Annotated in this window: 19 protein-coding genes; 11 read left to right on the forward strand and 8 right to left on the reverse strand. The window is 72.4% G+C overall.

The genetic code is table 11. The annotated features are described in order from the left end of the window. Positions 1-158 precede the first annotated feature (158 nt). Complete coding sequence (locus ACWEOZ_RS08410) at positions 159-1787, forward strand: tetratricopeptide repeat protein (protein WP_451910064.1); 1629 nt, start codon at positions 159-161, stop codon at positions 1785-1787. Here ACWEOZ_RS08410 and ACWEOZ_RS08415 read toward each other — a convergent pair. Beyond that, positions 1777-1992, reverse strand: coding sequence for a biotin/lipoyl-binding carrier protein (locus ACWEOZ_RS08415; RefSeq protein ID WP_360833583.1), 216 nt, complete (start codon positions 1990-1992; stop codon positions 1777-1779). The genes ACWEOZ_RS08410 and ACWEOZ_RS08415 overlap by 11 nt on opposite strands. A gap of 134 nt (positions 1993-2126) precedes the next feature. On the opposite strand from ACWEOZ_RS08415, the gene ACWEOZ_RS08420 reads away from it, so the two are divergent. Further along, positions 2127-2201 (forward strand): 50S ribosomal protein bL37, encoded by a 75-nt coding sequence (locus ACWEOZ_RS08420; RefSeq protein ID WP_369814844.1) that lies wholly within the window; start codon positions 2127-2129, stop codon positions 2199-2201. Between the two features lie 68 nt (positions 2202-2269). Here ACWEOZ_RS08420 and rsrA read toward each other — a convergent pair whose 3' ends face one another. The 5 genes from rsrA to ACWEOZ_RS08445 all read right to left on the reverse strand — a co-directional run bounded on the left by rsrA (position 2270) and on the right by ACWEOZ_RS08445 (position 5383). After that, the gene (rsrA, locus tag ACWEOZ_RS08425; RefSeq protein WP_451910065.1) at positions 2270-2557 is read right to left on the reverse strand and encodes a mycothiol system anti-sigma-R factor; all 288 of its coding nucleotides are present in this window, start codon (positions 2555-2557) and stop codon (positions 2270-2272) included. Next, a complete protein-coding gene (locus tag ACWEOZ_RS08430) occupies positions 2554-3384 on the reverse strand; it encodes a sigma-70 family RNA polymerase sigma factor (protein ID WP_451910066.1) in 831 nt (276 codons plus the stop codon). Before ACWEOZ_RS08430 ends, rsrA begins: the two co-directional genes overlap by 4 nt. A 70-nt stretch (positions 3385-3454) precedes the next feature. After that, the gene (locus ACWEOZ_RS08435) at positions 3455-4057 is read right to left on the reverse strand and encodes an alpha/beta hydrolase family protein (protein WP_451910067.1); all 603 of its coding nucleotides are present in this window, start codon (positions 4055-4057) and stop codon (positions 3455-3457) included. Between the two features lie 11 nt (positions 4058-4068). Further along, on the reverse strand, positions 4069-4464 hold the full coding sequence (locus ACWEOZ_RS08440; protein ID WP_433721838.1) for a WhiB family transcriptional regulator: 396 nt from the start codon (positions 4462-4464) through the stop codon (positions 4069-4071). 229 nt (positions 4465-4693) lie between these two features. Then, a complete protein-coding gene (locus tag ACWEOZ_RS08445) occupies positions 4694-5383 on the reverse strand; it encodes an SOS response-associated peptidase (RefSeq protein ID WP_451910068.1) in 690 nt (229 codons plus the stop codon). Positions 5384-5451: 68 nt separating this feature from the next. On the opposite strand from ACWEOZ_RS08445, the gene aroA reads away from it, so the two are divergent. From aroA to ACWEOZ_RS08475, 6 genes are all read left to right on the forward strand, one after another. Further along, positions 5452-6744: a 3-phosphoshikimate 1-carboxyvinyltransferase gene (aroA, locus tag ACWEOZ_RS08450; RefSeq protein WP_451910069.1), complete on the forward strand. Its 1293-nt coding sequence runs from the start codon at positions 5452-5454 to the stop codon at positions 6742-6744. 2 nt (positions 6745-6746) lie between these two features. Beyond that, the gene (gene rsgA, locus ACWEOZ_RS08455) at positions 6747-7799 is read left to right on the forward strand and encodes a ribosome small subunit-dependent GTPase A (protein ID WP_451910178.1); all 1053 of its coding nucleotides are present in this window, start codon (positions 6747-6749) and stop codon (positions 7797-7799) included. A gap of 169 nt (positions 7800-7968) precedes the next feature. Continuing rightward, complete coding sequence (gene hisN / locus ACWEOZ_RS08460) at positions 7969-8784, forward strand: histidinol-phosphatase (protein WP_451910070.1); 816 nt, start codon at positions 7969-7971, stop codon at positions 8782-8784. 70 nt (positions 8785-8854) lie between these two features. Next, positions 8855-9721, forward strand: a complete 867-nt coding sequence (locus ACWEOZ_RS08465) for a hypothetical protein (RefSeq protein ID WP_451910179.1) — start codon at positions 8855-8857, stop codon at positions 9719-9721. Positions 9722-9866: 145 nt separating this feature from the next. Beyond that, positions 9867-10637 (forward strand): ATP-binding protein, encoded by a 771-nt coding sequence (locus ACWEOZ_RS08470; RefSeq protein ID WP_451910071.1) that lies wholly within the window; start codon positions 9867-9869, stop codon positions 10635-10637. 10 nt (positions 10638-10647) lie between these two features. After that, a complete protein-coding gene (locus ACWEOZ_RS08475; protein WP_451910072.1) occupies positions 10648-11205 on the forward strand; it encodes a DUF5709 domain-containing protein in 558 nt (185 codons plus the stop codon). Here ACWEOZ_RS08475 and ACWEOZ_RS08480 read toward each other — a convergent pair. Both ACWEOZ_RS08480 and macS read right to left on the reverse strand, forming a co-directional pair. Then, complete coding sequence (locus ACWEOZ_RS08480) at positions 11202-11831, reverse strand: response regulator (protein WP_433732296.1); 630 nt, start codon at positions 11829-11831, stop codon at positions 11202-11204. The genes ACWEOZ_RS08475 and ACWEOZ_RS08480 overlap by 4 nt on opposite strands. A gap of 31 nt (positions 11832-11862) precedes the next feature. Beyond that, on the reverse strand, positions 11863-12993 hold the full coding sequence (gene macS, locus ACWEOZ_RS08485) for a MacS family sensor histidine kinase (RefSeq protein WP_360544972.1): 1131 nt from the start codon (positions 12991-12993) through the stop codon (positions 11863-11865). Between the two features lie 93 nt (positions 12994-13086). Between macS and ACWEOZ_RS08490 the strand changes: the two genes are divergently transcribed. The 3 genes from ACWEOZ_RS08490 to ACWEOZ_RS08500 all read left to right on the forward strand — a co-directional run bounded on the left by ACWEOZ_RS08490 (position 13087) and on the right by ACWEOZ_RS08500 (position 15964). Then, positions 13087-13464: an ATP-binding protein gene (locus ACWEOZ_RS08490; protein ID WP_451910073.1), complete on the forward strand. Its 378-nt coding sequence runs from the start codon at positions 13087-13089 to the stop codon at positions 13462-13464. A 100-nt stretch (positions 13465-13564) separates the two neighbouring features. Then, positions 13565-14608: a carbohydrate-binding protein gene (locus ACWEOZ_RS08495; protein ID WP_451910074.1), complete on the forward strand. Its 1044-nt coding sequence runs from the start codon at positions 13565-13567 to the stop codon at positions 14606-14608. Between the two features lie 114 nt (positions 14609-14722). Further along, a complete protein-coding gene (locus tag ACWEOZ_RS08500; protein ID WP_451910075.1) occupies positions 14723-15964 on the forward strand; it encodes a family 16 glycosylhydrolase in 1242 nt (413 codons plus the stop codon). The last annotated feature ends 3 nt before the right edge of the window (positions 15965-15967 follow it).

Raw genomic sequence — 15967 nt, forward strand, 5'->3', positions numbered from 1 at the left:
CGCGGTACAGCTCGATCGGTGCGCAGTGTTGCACTTTTGAGCCGTTAATCGCAATGTTTCGAGCACAGATGCGCACGGATTGCGGCCTGACATATCGAGATTCGTCGCCTAGGCTCGCGTCGGTGGCACACGGCGTGCCATGCGAGGAAGGCGTGGCCATGGAAGACCCCCGGCGCTCCGCCGATCGCGACCTCGAGCAGGCCCGCGCGGCCCTCGAGCGTGGCGAGATGCACCACGCCGCCGATCACCTGGCCGGCGCCATCGCGCACGCGCCGACCCTGCCCGAGACCCATGAGCTGCTCAGCCGGCTGGCCGCCCGGGCCGACGGCGGCCTGGAGCTCTTCCCGCTGGAGCAGCACGCCTTCGTCGGCACGGTGGTCGCCCGGGCCCACCTGCTCGCCGCCGCCGGCCGCCCCGAGGACGGGCTGCCGTTGCTGGTCGCGGCCAGCGGGCACACGCCCGGCGTCGACTGGGCGGGCGTGCCCTGGGTCAGCGACCCGGCGCTGGGCGCCCGGATGGAGCCGGGGCTGCTGGCCCAGATCGTCATGCAGCTGTGCACCACCATCGGCGACCCGGCCCCCGAGGCCGGCCGCGAGTCCCTGCTGCCCTATCTGACGCTGGTCCGGCACGCCGTCGAGGCGCACCCGGAGCAGGCCATGCTGCTCGGCGCCGGCTCGGCCCTGGCCCGCCGCCTCGGCGAGCCCACCCTGGCGGTGGAGTGGGCCGTCCGCGGCGCCCGGCTGCGGCCGTCCAAGCTGGCCGAGATCTGGCTGGGCTACGCCTACCGCAGCGCGGACCGCATCCCCGAGTCGCTGGCCGCCCTGCGCCGCGCGGTCATGTACGACCCCGACGACCTCTCGGTGTACGCCGACATCGCCGGCACCCTGGCCGACCACGGCCGCCTGGACGACGCGCTGGCCTGGGCCGACCGGGCGCTGGCCAAGGACCCCGAGTTCGACTGCGCCGTGCACACCGCGCACCGGCTGCGCTACCGCGCCGACGGCGACCTCACCCACCTGATCCGCCTGGCCGACTTCCAACGCGACCACCCCGACGACACCCACGAGCACGCCGACCTGGCCGACTGCTGCGCCGACCAGCCCTGGCTCAGCCGGGTGCCGTCCGCGCCCGGCACAGCGCCGGACCCGGCCCGGGAGCCGTTCGGGGCGGGCCGCCCGACGGAGGCCGCGGTGGAACGCCTGCACCGGGTCGCGCACCCGCTGTGGCCGCACCCGCCCGCCGCCTACGACGCGGCCCTCGGGCTGGTCCTGGTCGAGCCGGAGGACCTGCTGGCCCTGATCGCCCACCCACCGGCGGCCCCGGACAACGAGGTGGGGCAGGCGCTGGCCGCCCACGACCCGGCGTTGTGGACCCGCTGCGCGCAGGTCTGGGCCTGCCTGGGGCTGCTGCACCAGCGCACGGACGAGCCGTGGGCCGGCTCGGTGCGCCGCCGGCTGCTGGTCGAGCTGGCCACCACGGGCACCGACCAGATCACCGAGGCGGCGCTCTTCGCCCTGGTCACGGCAGCCTGGGTCGAACCGTCGGCCCGGGCCGACGTCGCCGAGCTGGTCACCCGCCGGCTGACGGAGATCACCGCGACGCGGCAGCCGCTGGCCTGGTCGGTGGCGCAGCTGGCGCTGGCGACCCCGGATCTGACCGCCGAGGTGCGGCTGCGAGCCGCGGAGGTGGTGCGCGCCGAGGAGGATCACGCGGCGCCGATGCTGCCGCGTCAGCGCCGCCGCGGTGGTCGCCTGCGGCGCTGGCTGTCGGGCCGCCCTATTCGATGACGGCGATCAGGTCGCCTTCCTGCACCACGTCACCCTCGTTGACCGCGAGCCGGGCCACGACCCCGTCCGACTCGGCGAGCACCGGGATCTCCATCTTCATCGACTCGAGGATCACCAGGGTGTCGCCCTCCTCGACCTCGGCGCCCGCGGCGGACACGACCTTCCACACGTTGGCCACCATCTCGGCTCGGATCTCGTCGGCCATGGGGTAGTCCTCCTCGTCGCGGCGCTGCTCCGGTGACGGTATCCAATCATGGTCCGGCCGCGGGGGCATACCGGGCGCGCGAGCCGGGCCGTCTACCATCGGCGGGTTGACCGCGAGGACGAACGGAGATCGAGATGGCCAAGAAGTCTCGTAAGAAGAAGGCCCGGAAGAAGAGCGCAGCGAACCACGGCAAGCGTCCCAACTCCTGAGCCGTGGACAGCGAGAAGGGCCGGTAGCTCGCGCTACCGGCCCTTCTTCACGTCGACGTTCCCGCGGGTCAGGGCAGGAACTCGTGGCTCTCCGCCTCGACCACGTACTCGCTGAGCTTCACCCGGAGCCGCTCGCGCAGCTCCTTCGGTGCCGTCTCGTCGCCGCAGCAGCGGGCGACGAGCGCCTTCACCTCGTGCTCGATGCCGTACTCACGCAGGCAGTCGGAGCAGTCGTCGAGGTGCCGCTGGATCAGCTCCCGGCGGTCGTCACTGCACTCCAGGTCCAGGTACAGGTAGACCTCGCTGATCACGACGCTGCAGTCGGCCTTCTGGGCTTCGTCGTTCACGTCGCTCACGCCTCCTGTGCGGCAGGCGTGCCGGAGGTGCGGGTGATCCCCCGGTCGACGGCGTACTGCTCGAGCAGCTTGCGGAGGTTTCGCCGGCCGCGGTGCAGGCGGGACATGACCGTGCCGATCGGCGTACCCATGATGTCGGCGATCTCCTTGTACGAGAAACCCTCGACATCGGCGAGGTAGACGGCCAGCCGGAACTCCTCGGGCAGCTGCTGCAGCGCGTCCTTGATGTCGCTGTCGGGCAGCCGGTCCAGCGCCTCGGTCTCGGCCGAGCGCAGACCCGCGGAGGTGTGCGACTCGGACGAGGCGAGCTGCCAGTCCGAGATCTCCTCGGTGGGAGCCTGCACGGGCTGACGCTGCTTGCGCCGGTACGAGTTGATGTAGGTGTTCGTGAGGATGCGGTACAGCCAGGCCTTGAGGTTGGTGCCCTCCTCGAACTGGTGGAACGCGGAGAACGCCTTGAGGAAGGTCTCCTGCACGAGGTCCTCGGCATCGGCCGGGTTGCGCGTCATGCGCAGGCCGGCCGCGTACAGCTGGTCCACGAAGGGCAGCGCGTCCCGCTCGAAGCGCGCCCGGCGCTCCTCGGTCTTCTCGCTGCGTTCGGTTCTTTCCGTCCGCTCTGCTGGCGTCACCCGCACGTCTCCCCTCGACCGCCCCGCCGAGGATACGGGTAGTGCCCCGTCAACAGATTCAAAAACCGCCGGTGATGTGACGCTCACCGATGATGTGATGGGCCCCGTGACAGCCGCCGGCCACTCGGGTGCGTGCAGCAGTTGCTGCACGCGCACCTGCGGGCCGCCGCGCTGGACGAATCCGGTTCCGGCTTGCACTTTGGGGTACCCCTTCCGACGTACAGCCTTCCGGGTGGTGTAACGGCGGCAGGGCTGCCGGCATTCCGGATCAGCGGGCCCACCTGTGCGTCCGCAACCACGCGACCACGATCGCGGCGGTGCCGGGCAGGTCACGGCGCAGATCGTGGACGGCGCCGGGGCGTACGGCGACCTCCACGACGCCGCCCGGCTCGGGCACGCCGAACGGGTCGCGGTCGCCGTTGACGACCAGAATCGGGATGCGGACCGGCAGTTCCTCGGCGCGGCTGCGTTCCGGCTTGCCCGGCGGGTGCAGCGGGAAGGCCAGGGCGAGAACTCCGGCCGCGCCCAGTGACTCCGCCGTCCGGCAGGCCACCCGGGCCCCGCTCGAGCGCCCGCCGAGGATCAGCGGCAGATCGCCGTCGGCGATCTCGGTCACCACCGCCGTCCAGGCCTCGTCGAGGTGGCCGGCCGGAGCCGGCGCGCGGCGCCCGGCGACGCGGTACGGCTGGGTCACCAGCGCAACCCTGACGCCCGCGGCCACGGCGGCGTCGTGCACCGCGGTCAGGTCGGGCGCGTCCACGTCACCGCCCGCGCCGTGGCCGAGGACGAGCTGACAGAGCGACGGGCCGGCGGGGTCCGTGATCCGGATCCCCGCCGGCCCGCGCGGTGTGTCGATCGAGAAGCTGTGCACAACTCCTATGTCTAGCGGCTCACCGGCACCAGGGTGAGCAGGCGGCGATCTTCTTCGTCCGGCCCGTCGTCGACTTCCTCGCCGTCCGGCTGCACCCGTTCGCGCCAGGCGACCAGCATGGCCCGCCGTTCGCGTGGTGTCGTCCCGCCCCAGACGCCGTGGCAGTCGCCCACCTGCAGGGCCCAGGCCAGGCACGGCCCTTGGACATCGCAGCTGCCGCAGAGTGCGACCGCACTCTCGGACGGCTCGTTCGGAGCCGGGAAGAACGTTTCCGGATCGACCGTGCGGCAGGCGCCGCGGGTGCGCCACGCTTCATCGCTGCGACGGTCTTCGATCGCGCTGAGCAACCTTGGGTCGCGCCTGGCAATGGCGACCTCATGTGGACGCGGCATTCGAGCACGTGTCATCAGCCCACCTCCCCCGTGGGTACCGGTAGAGCCGTGATGGGCGTCCGCACCGTACGGATCGACATCACACCGGCGCTGGTTTCTATCGCACGGAGGAAGATCAGAACAAGGGTCTTATCTATCTCGCAATAAAGTTTCCAGATAAGAACCCCTGCATATGGGGGTATAACGCTCCGCGCATGTCAGCGAAGCGGCAATTCGGACACCCGGAATGATGGCATTTCCCGGCTCAGAACAGGGTCACCTCCGCAGTCGGCACCGGCTCCGGTGCGGTCAGCAGATGCGGGCCGTTGTTGCGCACGTTTCCGACGTCCGGCCGGACCGGACGGACCTCGATCGCCTCGAGCTCGGCGGCCGACATCGGCTGCAGCAGAGCGGGTGCGTCACCGCCGCCGGCCAGCCACTGCGACCAGCGCTCCCGCGGCAGGATCAGCGGCATCCGGTCGTGCACCTCGGCCAGCCCGCCCAGCGCGGCGGTGGTCAGCACGCTGCACGTCAACAGCTGCTCGCGCCACATCGTCCAGATGCCGGCGAAGGCGAGCACCGAGGAATCGCGCGGGGTCATGTAGAACGCCCGCTTGGTCCTGCCGTCGCGGACCCACTCGAACCAGCCGTCGGCCGGGACCAGGCACCGGCGGCGCTCGAAGGACGAGGCGAAGGCGCGCGACGTGGCCACGGTCTCGGCCCGGGCGTTGATCATCCGGGCACCGGTGCGCGGGTCGTCGGCCCACGGCGGCACCAGGCCCCACCGGGCGGAGTCCACGACCCGGCCGCCGTGCCGCTGCGACACGCGGACCAGGGGGACGGGATCGGTGGGAGCGACGTTCCAGCTCGGCCCCAGTGCCTCCGTGACGTTCGTGGCGTCGAAGAGCAGGCTGAGGTCGGCCTCGCTCCGCGTCGTCGCGTACCGCCCACACATAGGGCCGACCTTACGCCCGGCGCGTCGATCGTGTTGCCCCGCGCGAGCTGTCGTACCCGAACGGCAGAATGGGGGCCGTGACAGCTCAAGCACGCCCCTGGACGGCCCCCGTCAGCAGCCGGCCGGTCACGGCCACGGTCGCTCTGCCCGGCTCCAAGTCCATGACGGCCCGGGCCCTGGTGCTGAGCGCGCTGGCCGACGGCCCGTCGGAGATCCGCCACCCCCTGCGGGCCCGCGACACCACGCTGATGGCCGCCGGGCTGCGCGCGCTCGGAGTCGCGGTCGACACCACGGCCGACGAGGTGTGGCGGGTCGAGCCCGGCGCGCTGCACGGACCGGCCCGGGTCGACGTCGGGCTGGCCGGCACGATCATGCGCTTCGCGCCGCCGGTGGCCGCCCTGGCCGACGGCACGGTCACCTTCGACGGCGACCCGCACGCCCGTAACCGGCCGTTGCGCCCCATCGTCGAGGCGCTGCGCGCGCTGGGCGTCGACCTCGACGCCTCGGAGACCGGCGGGCTCCCCCTCGTGATCCGCGGCACCGGCCTGGTCACCGGCGGCGAGGCGGTCATCGACGCCTCCGGGTCCAGCCAGTTCGTCTCCGGGCTGCTGCTCTCCGCGCCCCGCTTCGCCAAGGGGCTCGTGCTGCGCCACGAGGGCCCGCCGGTGCCGTCCGCGCCGCACCTGCGGATGACCACCCACATGCTGCGCGCCGCGGGCGCGACGGTGGACGAGACCGTGCCGGACGTGTGGGCCGTCGAGCCCGGCGGGCTGCACGGACGCACCTGGGATATCGAGCCCGACCTGTCCGGCGCCGCACCCTTCTTCGCCGCGGCCATGGTCACCGGCGGCGCCGTCACGCTGGCCGGCTGGCCGCGCGACAGCTGGCAGCCGGTCGGCCGGCTGAGCGAGCTGCTGACCGCGCTGGGCGCCGACGTGAGCCAGGACGACACCGGCCTCACCGTCCGGGGCACCGGCGCGCTGCACGGCCTCCGCGCCGACCTGTCCGAGGTCAGCGAGCTGACCCCGGTCGTCGCCGCGCTGGCCGCGCTGGCCGACGGGCCGAGCGAGCTGCGCGGCGTCGCCCACATCCGCGGCCACGAGACCGACCGGATCGCCGCGCTGGCCACCGAGCTGCGCAAGATCGGCGCGGAGGTCGTCGAGCACCCCGACGGCCTCGAGATCACCCCCGGACCGCTGCGGGCGGCCACCCTCGAGACGTACGCGGACCACCGGATGGCCCACGCGGCGGCGGTGCTGGGACTAGCGGTCGAGGGCGTCCGGCTCACCGACGTAGCGTGTACCTCCAAGACCCTGCCGGAGTTCCCCGAGCTCTGGGCCGACCTCGTGACAGGGAGCTGAAACTGCCGGGCAAGAAGCGCGAGTACGACGAGGACGACGTCCGGATCCGACCGGGGCGGTCCTCGCGTCCGCGTACCCGCACCAGGCCCAAGCACGAGGACGCCGTCGACGCGCTCGTGATCACCGTGGACCGCGGCCGCTACGGCTGCATCCGCGAGGACGCCGAGCACCTCGACGAGCTGATCACCGCGATGCGCGCCCGCGAGCTGGGCCGCAAGTCCGTGGTCGTCGGCGACCGGGTCGCCCTGGTCGGCGACACCTCCGGGGCGCCCGGCGCACTGGCCCGGATCGTGCGTATCGCCGAACGCACCTCGGTGCTGCGCCGCACGGCGGACGACGACGACACCACCCCCGAGGGCCGGCTGGAACGCGTCGTGGTGGCCAACGCCGACCAGCTCGTCATCGTCAGCGCGCTGAGCGACCCGCCGCCCCGCACCGGCTTCATCGACCGTTGCCTGGTGGCGGCGTACGACGCGGACATCGAGCCGCTGCTCTGCCTGACCAAGGCCGACCTGGCCGGGCCGGCCGCGGTGCTCGACTACTACGCCGAGCTGGACCTGCCGTACGTCCTGGTCAAGCCGGAGAGCGACCTCACCGAGGTCCGCGACCGGCTGGCCGGGCGCATCTCGGTCATGGTCGGGCACTCCGGCGTCGGCAAGTCCACGCTGGTCAACCGCCTGGTGCCGGACGCCCTGCGGGCGGTCGGCGTGGTCAGCGCGATCGGCAAGGGCCGGCACACCTCGACCAGCGCGGTGGCACTGCGGCTCCCCCGGGTGCACAAGAAGGGCGACCCCGGCTGGATCATCGACACGCCGGGCATCCGCAGCTTCGGGCTGGCCCACGTGAGCGCGGAGAGCCTGCTGCACGGCTTCCCGGACCTGGTCGAAGGCACGGTGGACTGCCCGCCGAACTGCGGGCACACGGCCGCCGACGTGGACTGCAAGCTGGACGCCTGGGTGGCGGCGGGCAAGGCCGACCCGCGGCGGCTGGCGTCGTACCGCCGGCTGTTGAGCTCCCGGGCCGGCGAGGACAACTCGCGCGACCAGAGCGAGTAGCACCGGGCCTGGCGGCCCTGGATCGGGCGATCCGGCGCGCCCGGCGGCCCGGGGAGGGCGGGCCGGCGCGCCCGGCAAAGGCGCTCCGGCGCGGCGCCGGGAGGGCCACGGCCCGCAGAGGCGGCGCGGCCCGCGGAGGGCGTACGGGGTGATCGGCTAGCGTGCCCGCATGGCCTCGTATGCCGATGACCTCGCCCTCGCCCACCTGCTCGCCGACACCGCGGACTCGATCTCCGTGGCCCGGTTCCGGGCCCTGGACCTGCATGTCGAGTCGAAGCCGGATCTCACCCCGGTCTCCGACGCCGACAAGGCGGTCGAGCAGGCGATCCGCGCGACCCTGGCCCGGGCCCGGCCGCGCGACGGTGTGCTCGGTGAGGAGTTCGGCATGTCGACCCCGCCGGCCGGGCAGGGCAACCGGCACTGGGTGATCGACCCGATCGACGGCACCAAGAATTTCATCCGCGGGGTGCCCGTCTGGGGCACCCTGATCGCCCTGCTGGAGGGTGAGCGGCCGGTCGCCGGCCTCGTCTCCGCTCCCGCGCTGGGCCGCCGCTGGTGGGGTGCGCTGGGCCACGGGTCCTGGGCCGGCAAGCACCAGCGGGCCGCCGCCCGGATCTCCGTGTCCGCCGTGCGCCGGATGGCCGACGCCAGTTTCTGCTACGCCAGCCTGCCGAGCTGGGAGGAGGCCGGCCGGCTGGAACCGATGCTGCAGATCATGCGGGACTCGTGGCGCAGCCGGGCCTACGGCGACTTCTACGGCTACATGCTGCTCGCCGAGGGCGCCGTGGATGTCATGGTCGAGCCTGAGTTGTCGCTGTGGGACGTGGCCGCCCTGATCCCCATCGTCACCGAGGCCGGTGGCGCGTTCACCGACCTCGCGGGTGAGCGGGCCCCCGGCGACGGGAGTGCCATCGCTACCAACGGTCACCTGCACGACGAAATTCTCGGGCGGCTGGCAGCCGGGGTGCCCTCGACGCACCGTTAGTCTCCGGGCGCCGCCGAAGCTGGTCTATTCTCGCCGGGTGATGTCGCCGGGCTGGTTCTACCTCGCCGCGATGATTGCCGCGTACGGGGTCGCCAACCTGCTGCAGTCGATGGCCGCGGCCCGCACCACGGTGCATCACACCTTCGACCCGCAGCTGCTGGTCCGCCTCGCCTGTCACCGTACGTATCTGCTCGGGTTGATCTGTCAGGTCCTGGGTTTCGTGCTGGCCTTCATCGCCCGGCGTGATCTTCCGCTGTTCCTGGTGCAGGCGAGCGTGGCCGCCGGGCTCGGGGTGACGGCGCTGCTGGGTGTCCTGCTGCTGAAGTGGACCTTGCCCGTCGCCGAGGTCGCGCTGCTCGTACTCCTGCTCGGTGGCATCACCGCCCTGGTGCTGTCCGCCCAGCCCGCCCATTCCCGCCAGCTGGGGACGGCCGGGGTGGTCGGCCTGGCCGTCGCGGTGGCCGTCATCGGCGTCCTGGGCTTCTTCGCGGTACGCCTGCACGGCGCCCTGGGCTCGGTCGCGCTCGGTTCACTGGCCGGCATCGCCTTCTCCGCCGCCGCCATCGCCGCCCGCCCGCTGGCCGTCGAGCAGTCGTTCGGGGGCTACTGCAGCAACCCGCTGCTGTATCTGCTCGTCGCCCACTCGATCGTCGGCCAGCTGCTGCTCGGTCTGGCCATGCAGCGGGGTTCGACCACGGCGGCGGTCGCCGCGATGGACGCCGCCGGGGCGGTGCCGGCGGCGATCGTGGGGCTGCTGCTGCTCGGCGACCGGATCCATCCGGGTCGTGAGTGGCTGGCCGCGGTCGGCTTCGTCGTCACGCTCGGCGCGGTGATCGCGATGACCCGCTACGCCGAGCCTCAGCACCATCACGCCACGGCGCGCGCGGCCTCGGGGCGGCGTCCGGACGGCGCGCGGCTGCATCCCGCCGGCCGATGAACGTGCATGAGCCGGCGTGCACGGGGTATGCCTCAAGCCCATGCCCTTCTGCCCCGAATAGTGCAGATACCCCGAAGCAACGCAGCCGTGGGCGGCCCCGTGCCGGAATGCGAAGCCCACACGCGTTAGGCACAATGGAGCGATCATGGCGAGCGAGGTCCGACACCAGGTCGACACAGGGCAGGCCTATCCGGTCGTCCGGGTGACCGGGGTGCTCGACGCCGACACCGCCCCGCGCGTGCGGTCCTGCCTGCTCGGGCTGCTCGCCGATCAGCCCGAGGCCCTCGTCGTGGACGTCCGGCCGCTCACCGTCGACGCGCCGGAGGCGGTCGCCGTGCTGACCGACCTCGCCCGCGACGCCGCCGAATGGCCGGGCTGCCACCTGCTGCTGAGTGCCGGCCCGGGAGTCCCGGCCTGGCGCGACACCGGCCTGCCCGTCTGGCCGACGCCCGAGGAGGCCGTCGCCGCCCTCGGAGCCCCGGAGCCGCGGCGCTTCCTGCGGGCCCCGCTCGAGCCCGTCGTCGGCGCCGCCCGGCGGTCGCGGGAGCTGGTCACCGAGGCGTGCGCCCGCTGGGACCTGCCCGACCTGGCCGGGCCGGCCTGCATCGTGGTCACCGAGATGGTCAACAACGTGGTCGCGCACGCGCACACCTCGATGACGGTGCTGTTGGCCCTGCGCGGCGAGAGCATGTCGGTGGCGGTCCGCGACCACTCCACGCACGTGCCCCGCTTCACCGGCAGCCCGGTCCCGGTGACCTCGTACGGCGGCCGCGGCCTGCTGCTCATCAACTCGGTGGCGCAGCGCTGGGGCAGCCTGCCGCTGGACGACGGCAAGGTCGTGTGGGCCGTGCTGGACGCCGGCGAGTCCGCCACCCAACTGCCCAGCACAGGCTTGGCCGGCCACGCCCGCGGGTAGATTGCGGGACATGCGAGACAACGACTACCCGACCGAGGTGTCCGACCCGGAGGCCTCCGGGCTGCCCGAGACCGCGGACGACGACTCGAACGCGTACGACTCGGTGGAGAGCACCCGGTGGGCCGACGGTGCCGATCCGGCCGCGCTCGCGGGTGTCGGCCCCGGCGGTTCCAACCGCTACGGCGACACCGCCGAGGAGGCCCGGCAGGGCGAGCCGCTGGACTACCGGCTGAGCCAGGAGGAGCCCGACGTCGGCGCCGAGGACCCGCTGCCGGCCGACCGGGACCCGATCGACGAGACCGTCGACTCCTCCGAGCAGCGCCGGTTCGACGCGGACGTGTGGGGCGCGAGCCCGACCTCCGACCCGAAGTCCGCGGTGTCGCTCTACGACGACGGCCAGCTCGACGCGGACGACCCGCAGCCGGTGGGCCGGCTGGTGGAGACCGACGAGGGCTATGGCACCGACGACGAGGCCGACAGCATCGCGTACGACGCCGGCGCCTCCGGTGGCGGCGCCAGCGCGGAAGAGCTGGCCATGCACGAGACGAACGCGCCCGACTACCGCTAGTCGAGTCCCTGCTCGATGGCGTAGCGGGTGAGCTCGACCCGGTTGTGCAGCTGGAGCTTGCCCAGCGTGTTCTGCACGTGGTTCTGCACGGTGCGGTGGCTGAGGACCAGCCGGTCGGCGATCTGCCGGTACGACAGGCCCTTGGCCACCAGCCGCAGCACCTCGGTCTCGCGCTCGGTGAGCTTCGGGGTCATGCCGTCCGCGGCGGGCGGCTCGACGGCCAGCCGGCGGAACTCCCCGAGCACCAGCCCGGCCAGCCCGGCCGTGAAGACGGTGTCCCCGGCGGCGGTGCGGCTCACCGCCTCCAGGAATTCGGCCTGGGCGGCCGACTTGAGCAGGTAACCGCTCGCCCCGGCCTTGACCGCGTCGAGCACGCTCTGCTGCTCACCGCTGGCCGAGAGCATCAGCACCCGGACCCCGGGCACCGCCTCCAGCAGGCCGTTGATCACTTCGACGCCGGACACGTCCGGCAGTTGCAGGTCGAGCACGACCACGTCGGGGCGGGCCGCCGCGGCGATCCGGACCGCCTGGCGCCCCTCGCCGGTGGTGGCGACCACGTCGTAGCCGGCCGCGGTCAGGTCGCGGCTGACCCCCTCGCGCCACATCGGGTGATCGTCCACGACCATGACGCGCGTCCTCGGTGCCTCTGTCACCGGCTCAGCCTATCGATGCCCGGGGCACGCTGAGCTCCACCTCGGTGCCCTGCCCGGGCGCGGAGGTGATGCGCACGGTGCCGCGCAGGTCGGCGATCCGGCCGCGGATCGACTGGGCCACGCCGAGCCGGCCCTGCTCCTCCGCCTGGGCGAACCGTTCGGGCGGGACTCCGCAGCCCTCGTCGCGCACGCTCACGGTCACCTCGGCGGGCTCGTCCTCGACCAGCACCCACGCCTTGGTGCCCGGCTCGCAGTGCCGCACCACGTTGTCCAGGGCGGCGCCGACGGCGGCCGCCAGCTCGGTCGCCACCCGCGAGGGCAGGCGGACCGCCCCGGCCGGGGCGGCGACCGACACGGTGGCCGACGCGTACGGGTCGAGCAACGTCATCAGATCCACCTCGGCGTGCTCGTCGACCGGTTCCGCCGTCCGTCCGGTGACCAGGGTGCGCAGCGCCGCCTCCTGCTCACCGGCCAGCCGGGCCAGTTCGCCGGCCTCGCCGTCCAGACCGGCCCCGCGGCGTTTGACCAGCGCGAGCACCTGGAGCACCGAGTCGTGGATGTCGCGGGCCAGCCGTTCGCGTTCCCGGATGGTCGCCTCGAGCTGGATGGCTCGTTCCAGGCGCTGCTGCGACCGCTGGGCGATGCCGACGAGGTAACCGACCGCCGTCGCGGCCAGCACCATGAGCACCGTGCCGGTGAACGCGGCCTGGTCGTAGTGGGCGCGGACGGTCAGGTCGGTGGCGCCCATGGCCAGCGCCGCCGCGATGCCCCAGCGCCGGCCGCCGGCCACGGCCCAGGCGATCACCGGGGCGACGTGCCAGGCCACGGCCAGGGTCGGCAGGCCGGCCTCGAGTCCGGCCCGGCCCACCACCCAGAGGCTGGCGGCCATCACACCCATGGTGACCAGCAGGTCGACCACCAGCAGGGGTGGCCGCCGCCGGGCCGGGACGGCGTACGCGTACGTGGTGAACACCGTCCAGGCGGCCACCACCGCGAGGGCCGGCCAGGCCAGCATGGGCCGTTCGTAGGCCCCGACGTTGCGGACCACCAGGACGGCCACGTAGACCAGGGCGGCGATCCGGTACACCGCGATCGCCCGCCACAGCGGGTTCTGCAGCCCGCTCGATTGCGCCATGGGCCGACGATCCCATACCGCCGGCCGCCCGGCGCTGCTCGCCCAGCGGAATGATCAGACGTCGCCTACGGTCGAGTCATCGGTACGGAACCATTGATCTCAGAGGCGTTCGACCGTAGCCGGATCACCGAGCTGCGGCATGCCGTCGCGGCCCACGCCCGGGAGGCGGGCATGACCGGGGCCCGGCTGGACGACTTCGTGGTAGCCGTCAACGAGCTGCTCACCAATGCGGTGCGCCACGGCGGCGGCACCGGGCACCTCGCGCTGTGGGCCCGGGACGGCGCCGTCCGCTGCGACGTGACCGACCACGGCACCGGTCTGGAGGCGCTGATCCCGCACCGGCCACCACCGGACCAACCGGGCGGCTGGGGCCTATGGCTGGTCCGGGAACTGACGGACACATGTGAGATCAAAACCGGACCCGACGGTACGGCCGTACGCATTTCCAGCCGCACCGACGCGAAATCCTGAATCTTTTTTTAATTTCGGCCGTCCCGACTTGACGTTTGCCCGCAGATCTTCTTATGTCTCTGCTGACGCTTCAGCATCATTGCCCCCCGGAGGTTTCCCCGTGCCGCGACACAGCGCGCCGCAGCAGCCCACGTGGCTGCGCCCCCGACTAGTCGTCGCATTCGTGGTCGCGACCGCCGGACTGGTGACCGCCGTCTGGCTGCCGACCCGCAACGACAGCGCGGACGCCGCGGAGCGCAACCGCAGCACCGACCGCCTGAGCCGGTCGCTGCCCGCCTTCGCCGACGACTTCTCCGGCCGGCGCGGCAGCACGGTCGACCCGGGCAAGTGGGCGCTGCGCACCGACCGGGTCAACGGCGGGGTGCAGTTCAGCCAGAGTGTGCGCAACGCCCGGCTCGACGGCGACGGCAACCTCGTGATCGTCCTGCGCGACGAGGACCGGGACGCCTTCTCCACCGCCCGGCTCTACACCCGGGGGACGCTGCGCGGCACCGCCGGTCACGTCGAGGCGCGGATCAAGGTGCCCGCCGACGAGGGTCTGCGGCCCACGTTCGAGCTGGTCAGCGCCGTGCGCACCAGCACCGGTGCGCTGAACCTGCTGGGCGACCCGGTCACGGACGACGACTTCCACACGTACGCGGTGGACTGGAAGCCGGGCGAGGTGAGCTTCTCCGTCGACGGCTCCCCGGTCCGGCGGGAGGCGCTGCGCGGCGTGGACACCGGGCAGCCGTTCCGGCTGGCGCTGAGCCTCACCGTCGGCGACGACCGCCGCGACGCCGACCTCCCGGCGCGGATGGTCGTCGACTCGGTCAGCTTCTCCGGGGCCGACGCCTCGGCGGAGCCGCCCGCCACGACGCCGCCCACCGGCGAGGCGCCCACGACCCCGCCGACTGTTGAGCCGACGACCGCGCCGCCCACCAGCGAGCCGACGACCGCGCCTCCGACGAGCCCGCCGGCGGCCACCAAGCCGCCCACGACCCCGCCGACGTCGGCTCCGGCCGCCGCGCAGTGGGCGCCGTTCACGGACTACGTCGCCGGGCAACTGGTCACGTTCAAGAACGTCGAATACCAGGTGCTGGAGACGCACACGTCGTTGCCCGGCTGGGAGCCGACCGCGCTGCCGGCCCTCTTCAAGAAGATCTGACCGGGACAAAGCGTTATCGGGGGTTCCGGCGCCAGTCTCCCTTGACTGACCCCGGCGAATCTGTAAACACTGCTAAAAGTATCGACAACCTCTTCCCCCGGAGGCTCATCCCCCATGCGTAAAACCCGCATTCTGCTCGCGGCGGCCGTCGTCGCCGCGACCCTCAGCAGCGGCCTTGTGGCCGCTTCCCGCAACGACAAGGCTGACGCCGCCATCGGCGGCATCACCTGGCAGGACGAGTTCAACGGCGCGGCCAACAGCCCGATCGACGCCGGCAAGTGGAAGTTCGACATCGGCGGCAGCGGCTGGGGCAACAACGAGCAGCAGTACTACACGAACTCGACCAGCAACGTCCGGCAGGACGGGCAGGGTCACCTGGCGATCACCGCCCGCAAGGAGAACCCGGCCAACTACCAGTGCCACTACGGCACCTGTCAGTACACGTCGGGCCGGATCCTGACCGCCGACAAGTTCTCCCAGCGGTACGGCCGCTTCGAGGCCAGCATCAAGATCCCCAAGGGCCAGGGCATCTGGCCGGCCTTCTGGATGCTGGGCGGCAACAACTGGCCGACCACCGGTGAGATCGACATCATGGAGAACGTCGGCAAGGAGCCGAACACGGTGCACGGCACCGTGCACGGCCCCGGTTACTCCGGCGCCGAGGGCATCGGCGCCGGCCGCACGATCGGCGCCGCGCTGGGTGACGCATTCCACACGTACGCCGTGGAGTGGTCGCCCAACCTCATCGTCTGGTTCCTCGACGGCGCGGAGTACTTCCGGATCACGCCGGCCAGCCTCGGTGGCGACCAGTGGGTCTTCGACCACAACTTCTTCATGATCCTGAACGTGGCCGTCGGCGGTTACTGGCCCGGCTACCCGGACGGCAGCACGCAGTTCCCGCAGACCATGCTGGTCGACTACGTCCGCGTCTCGGCCTGGACCGACGGCGGCACCGCCCCGCCGCCGGCCACCGGTGGCACCGCGCTGCGGTCCAACTTCAGCAACCGCTGCATCGACATCCCCGGCGGCAACGCCGTCGACGGCGCCCGGCTGCAGCTGTGGGAGTGCAACGGCAGCAACGCGCAGAAGTGGGCGCCGAACAGCGACGGCACGCTGCGGGGTCTGGGCAAGTGCATGGACCCGGCCGGTGGCGCGCTGACCAACGGCACCCCGATCCAGCTGGTCACCTGCAACGGCAACCCGGTGCAGCGGTTCACCCTGTCGGCCGCCGGTGACCTGGTCAACGTCTCGGCCAACAAGTGCGTCGACGTGAAGGACTGGAACAACGCCAACGGAGCCCAGTTGCAACTGTGGGACTGCGGGGGCACGACGAACCAGAAGTGGACCAAGGTCTGACAC

This window comes from Actinoplanes sp. NPDC004185 (assembly GCF_053603475.1).

What these genes read in the sequence shown, in the direction of transcription:
- ACWEOZ_RS08410 (WP_451910064.1), top strand. Translation starts at nt 159, where the DNA reads ATGGAAGACCCCCGGCGCTCCGCCGATCGCGACCTCGAGCAGGCCCGC.
- ACWEOZ_RS08415 (WP_360833583.1), bottom strand. Translation starts at nt 1,992, where the DNA reads ATGGCCGACGAGATCCGAGCCGAGATGGTGGCCAACGTGTGGAAGGTC.
- ACWEOZ_RS08440 (WP_433721838.1), bottom strand. Translation starts at nt 4,464, where the DNA reads ATGACACGTGCTCGAATGCCGCGTCCACATGAGGTCGCCATTGCCAGG.
- ACWEOZ_RS08445 (WP_451910068.1), bottom strand. Translation starts at nt 5,383, where the DNA reads ATGTGTGGGCGGTACGCGACGACGCGGAGCGAGGCCGACCTCAGCCTG.
- aroA (WP_451910069.1), top strand. Translation starts at nt 5,452, where the DNA reads ATGGGGGCCGTGACAGCTCAAGCACGCCCCTGGACGGCCCCCGTCAGC.
- hisN (WP_451910070.1), top strand. Translation starts at nt 7,969, where the DNA reads ATGGCCTCGTATGCCGATGACCTCGCCCTCGCCCACCTGCTCGCCGAC.
- ACWEOZ_RS08465 (WP_451910179.1), top strand. Translation starts at nt 8,855, where the DNA reads ATGATTGCCGCGTACGGGGTCGCCAACCTGCTGCAGTCGATGGCCGCG.
- ACWEOZ_RS08470 (WP_451910071.1), top strand. Translation starts at nt 9,867, where the DNA reads ATGGCGAGCGAGGTCCGACACCAGGTCGACACAGGGCAGGCCTATCCG.
- ACWEOZ_RS08475 (WP_451910072.1), top strand. Translation starts at nt 10,648, where the DNA reads ATGCGAGACAACGACTACCCGACCGAGGTGTCCGACCCGGAGGCCTCC.
- ACWEOZ_RS08480 (WP_433732296.1), bottom strand. Translation starts at nt 11,831, where the DNA reads ATGGTCGTGGACGATCACCCGATGTGGCGCGAGGGGGTCAGCCGCGAC.
- macS (WP_360544972.1), bottom strand. Translation starts at nt 12,993, where the DNA reads ATGGCGCAATCGAGCGGGCTGCAGAACCCGCTGTGGCGGGCGATCGCG.
- ACWEOZ_RS08500 (WP_451910075.1), top strand. Translation starts at nt 14,723, where the DNA reads ATGCGTAAAACCCGCATTCTGCTCGCGGCGGCCGTCGTCGCCGCGACC.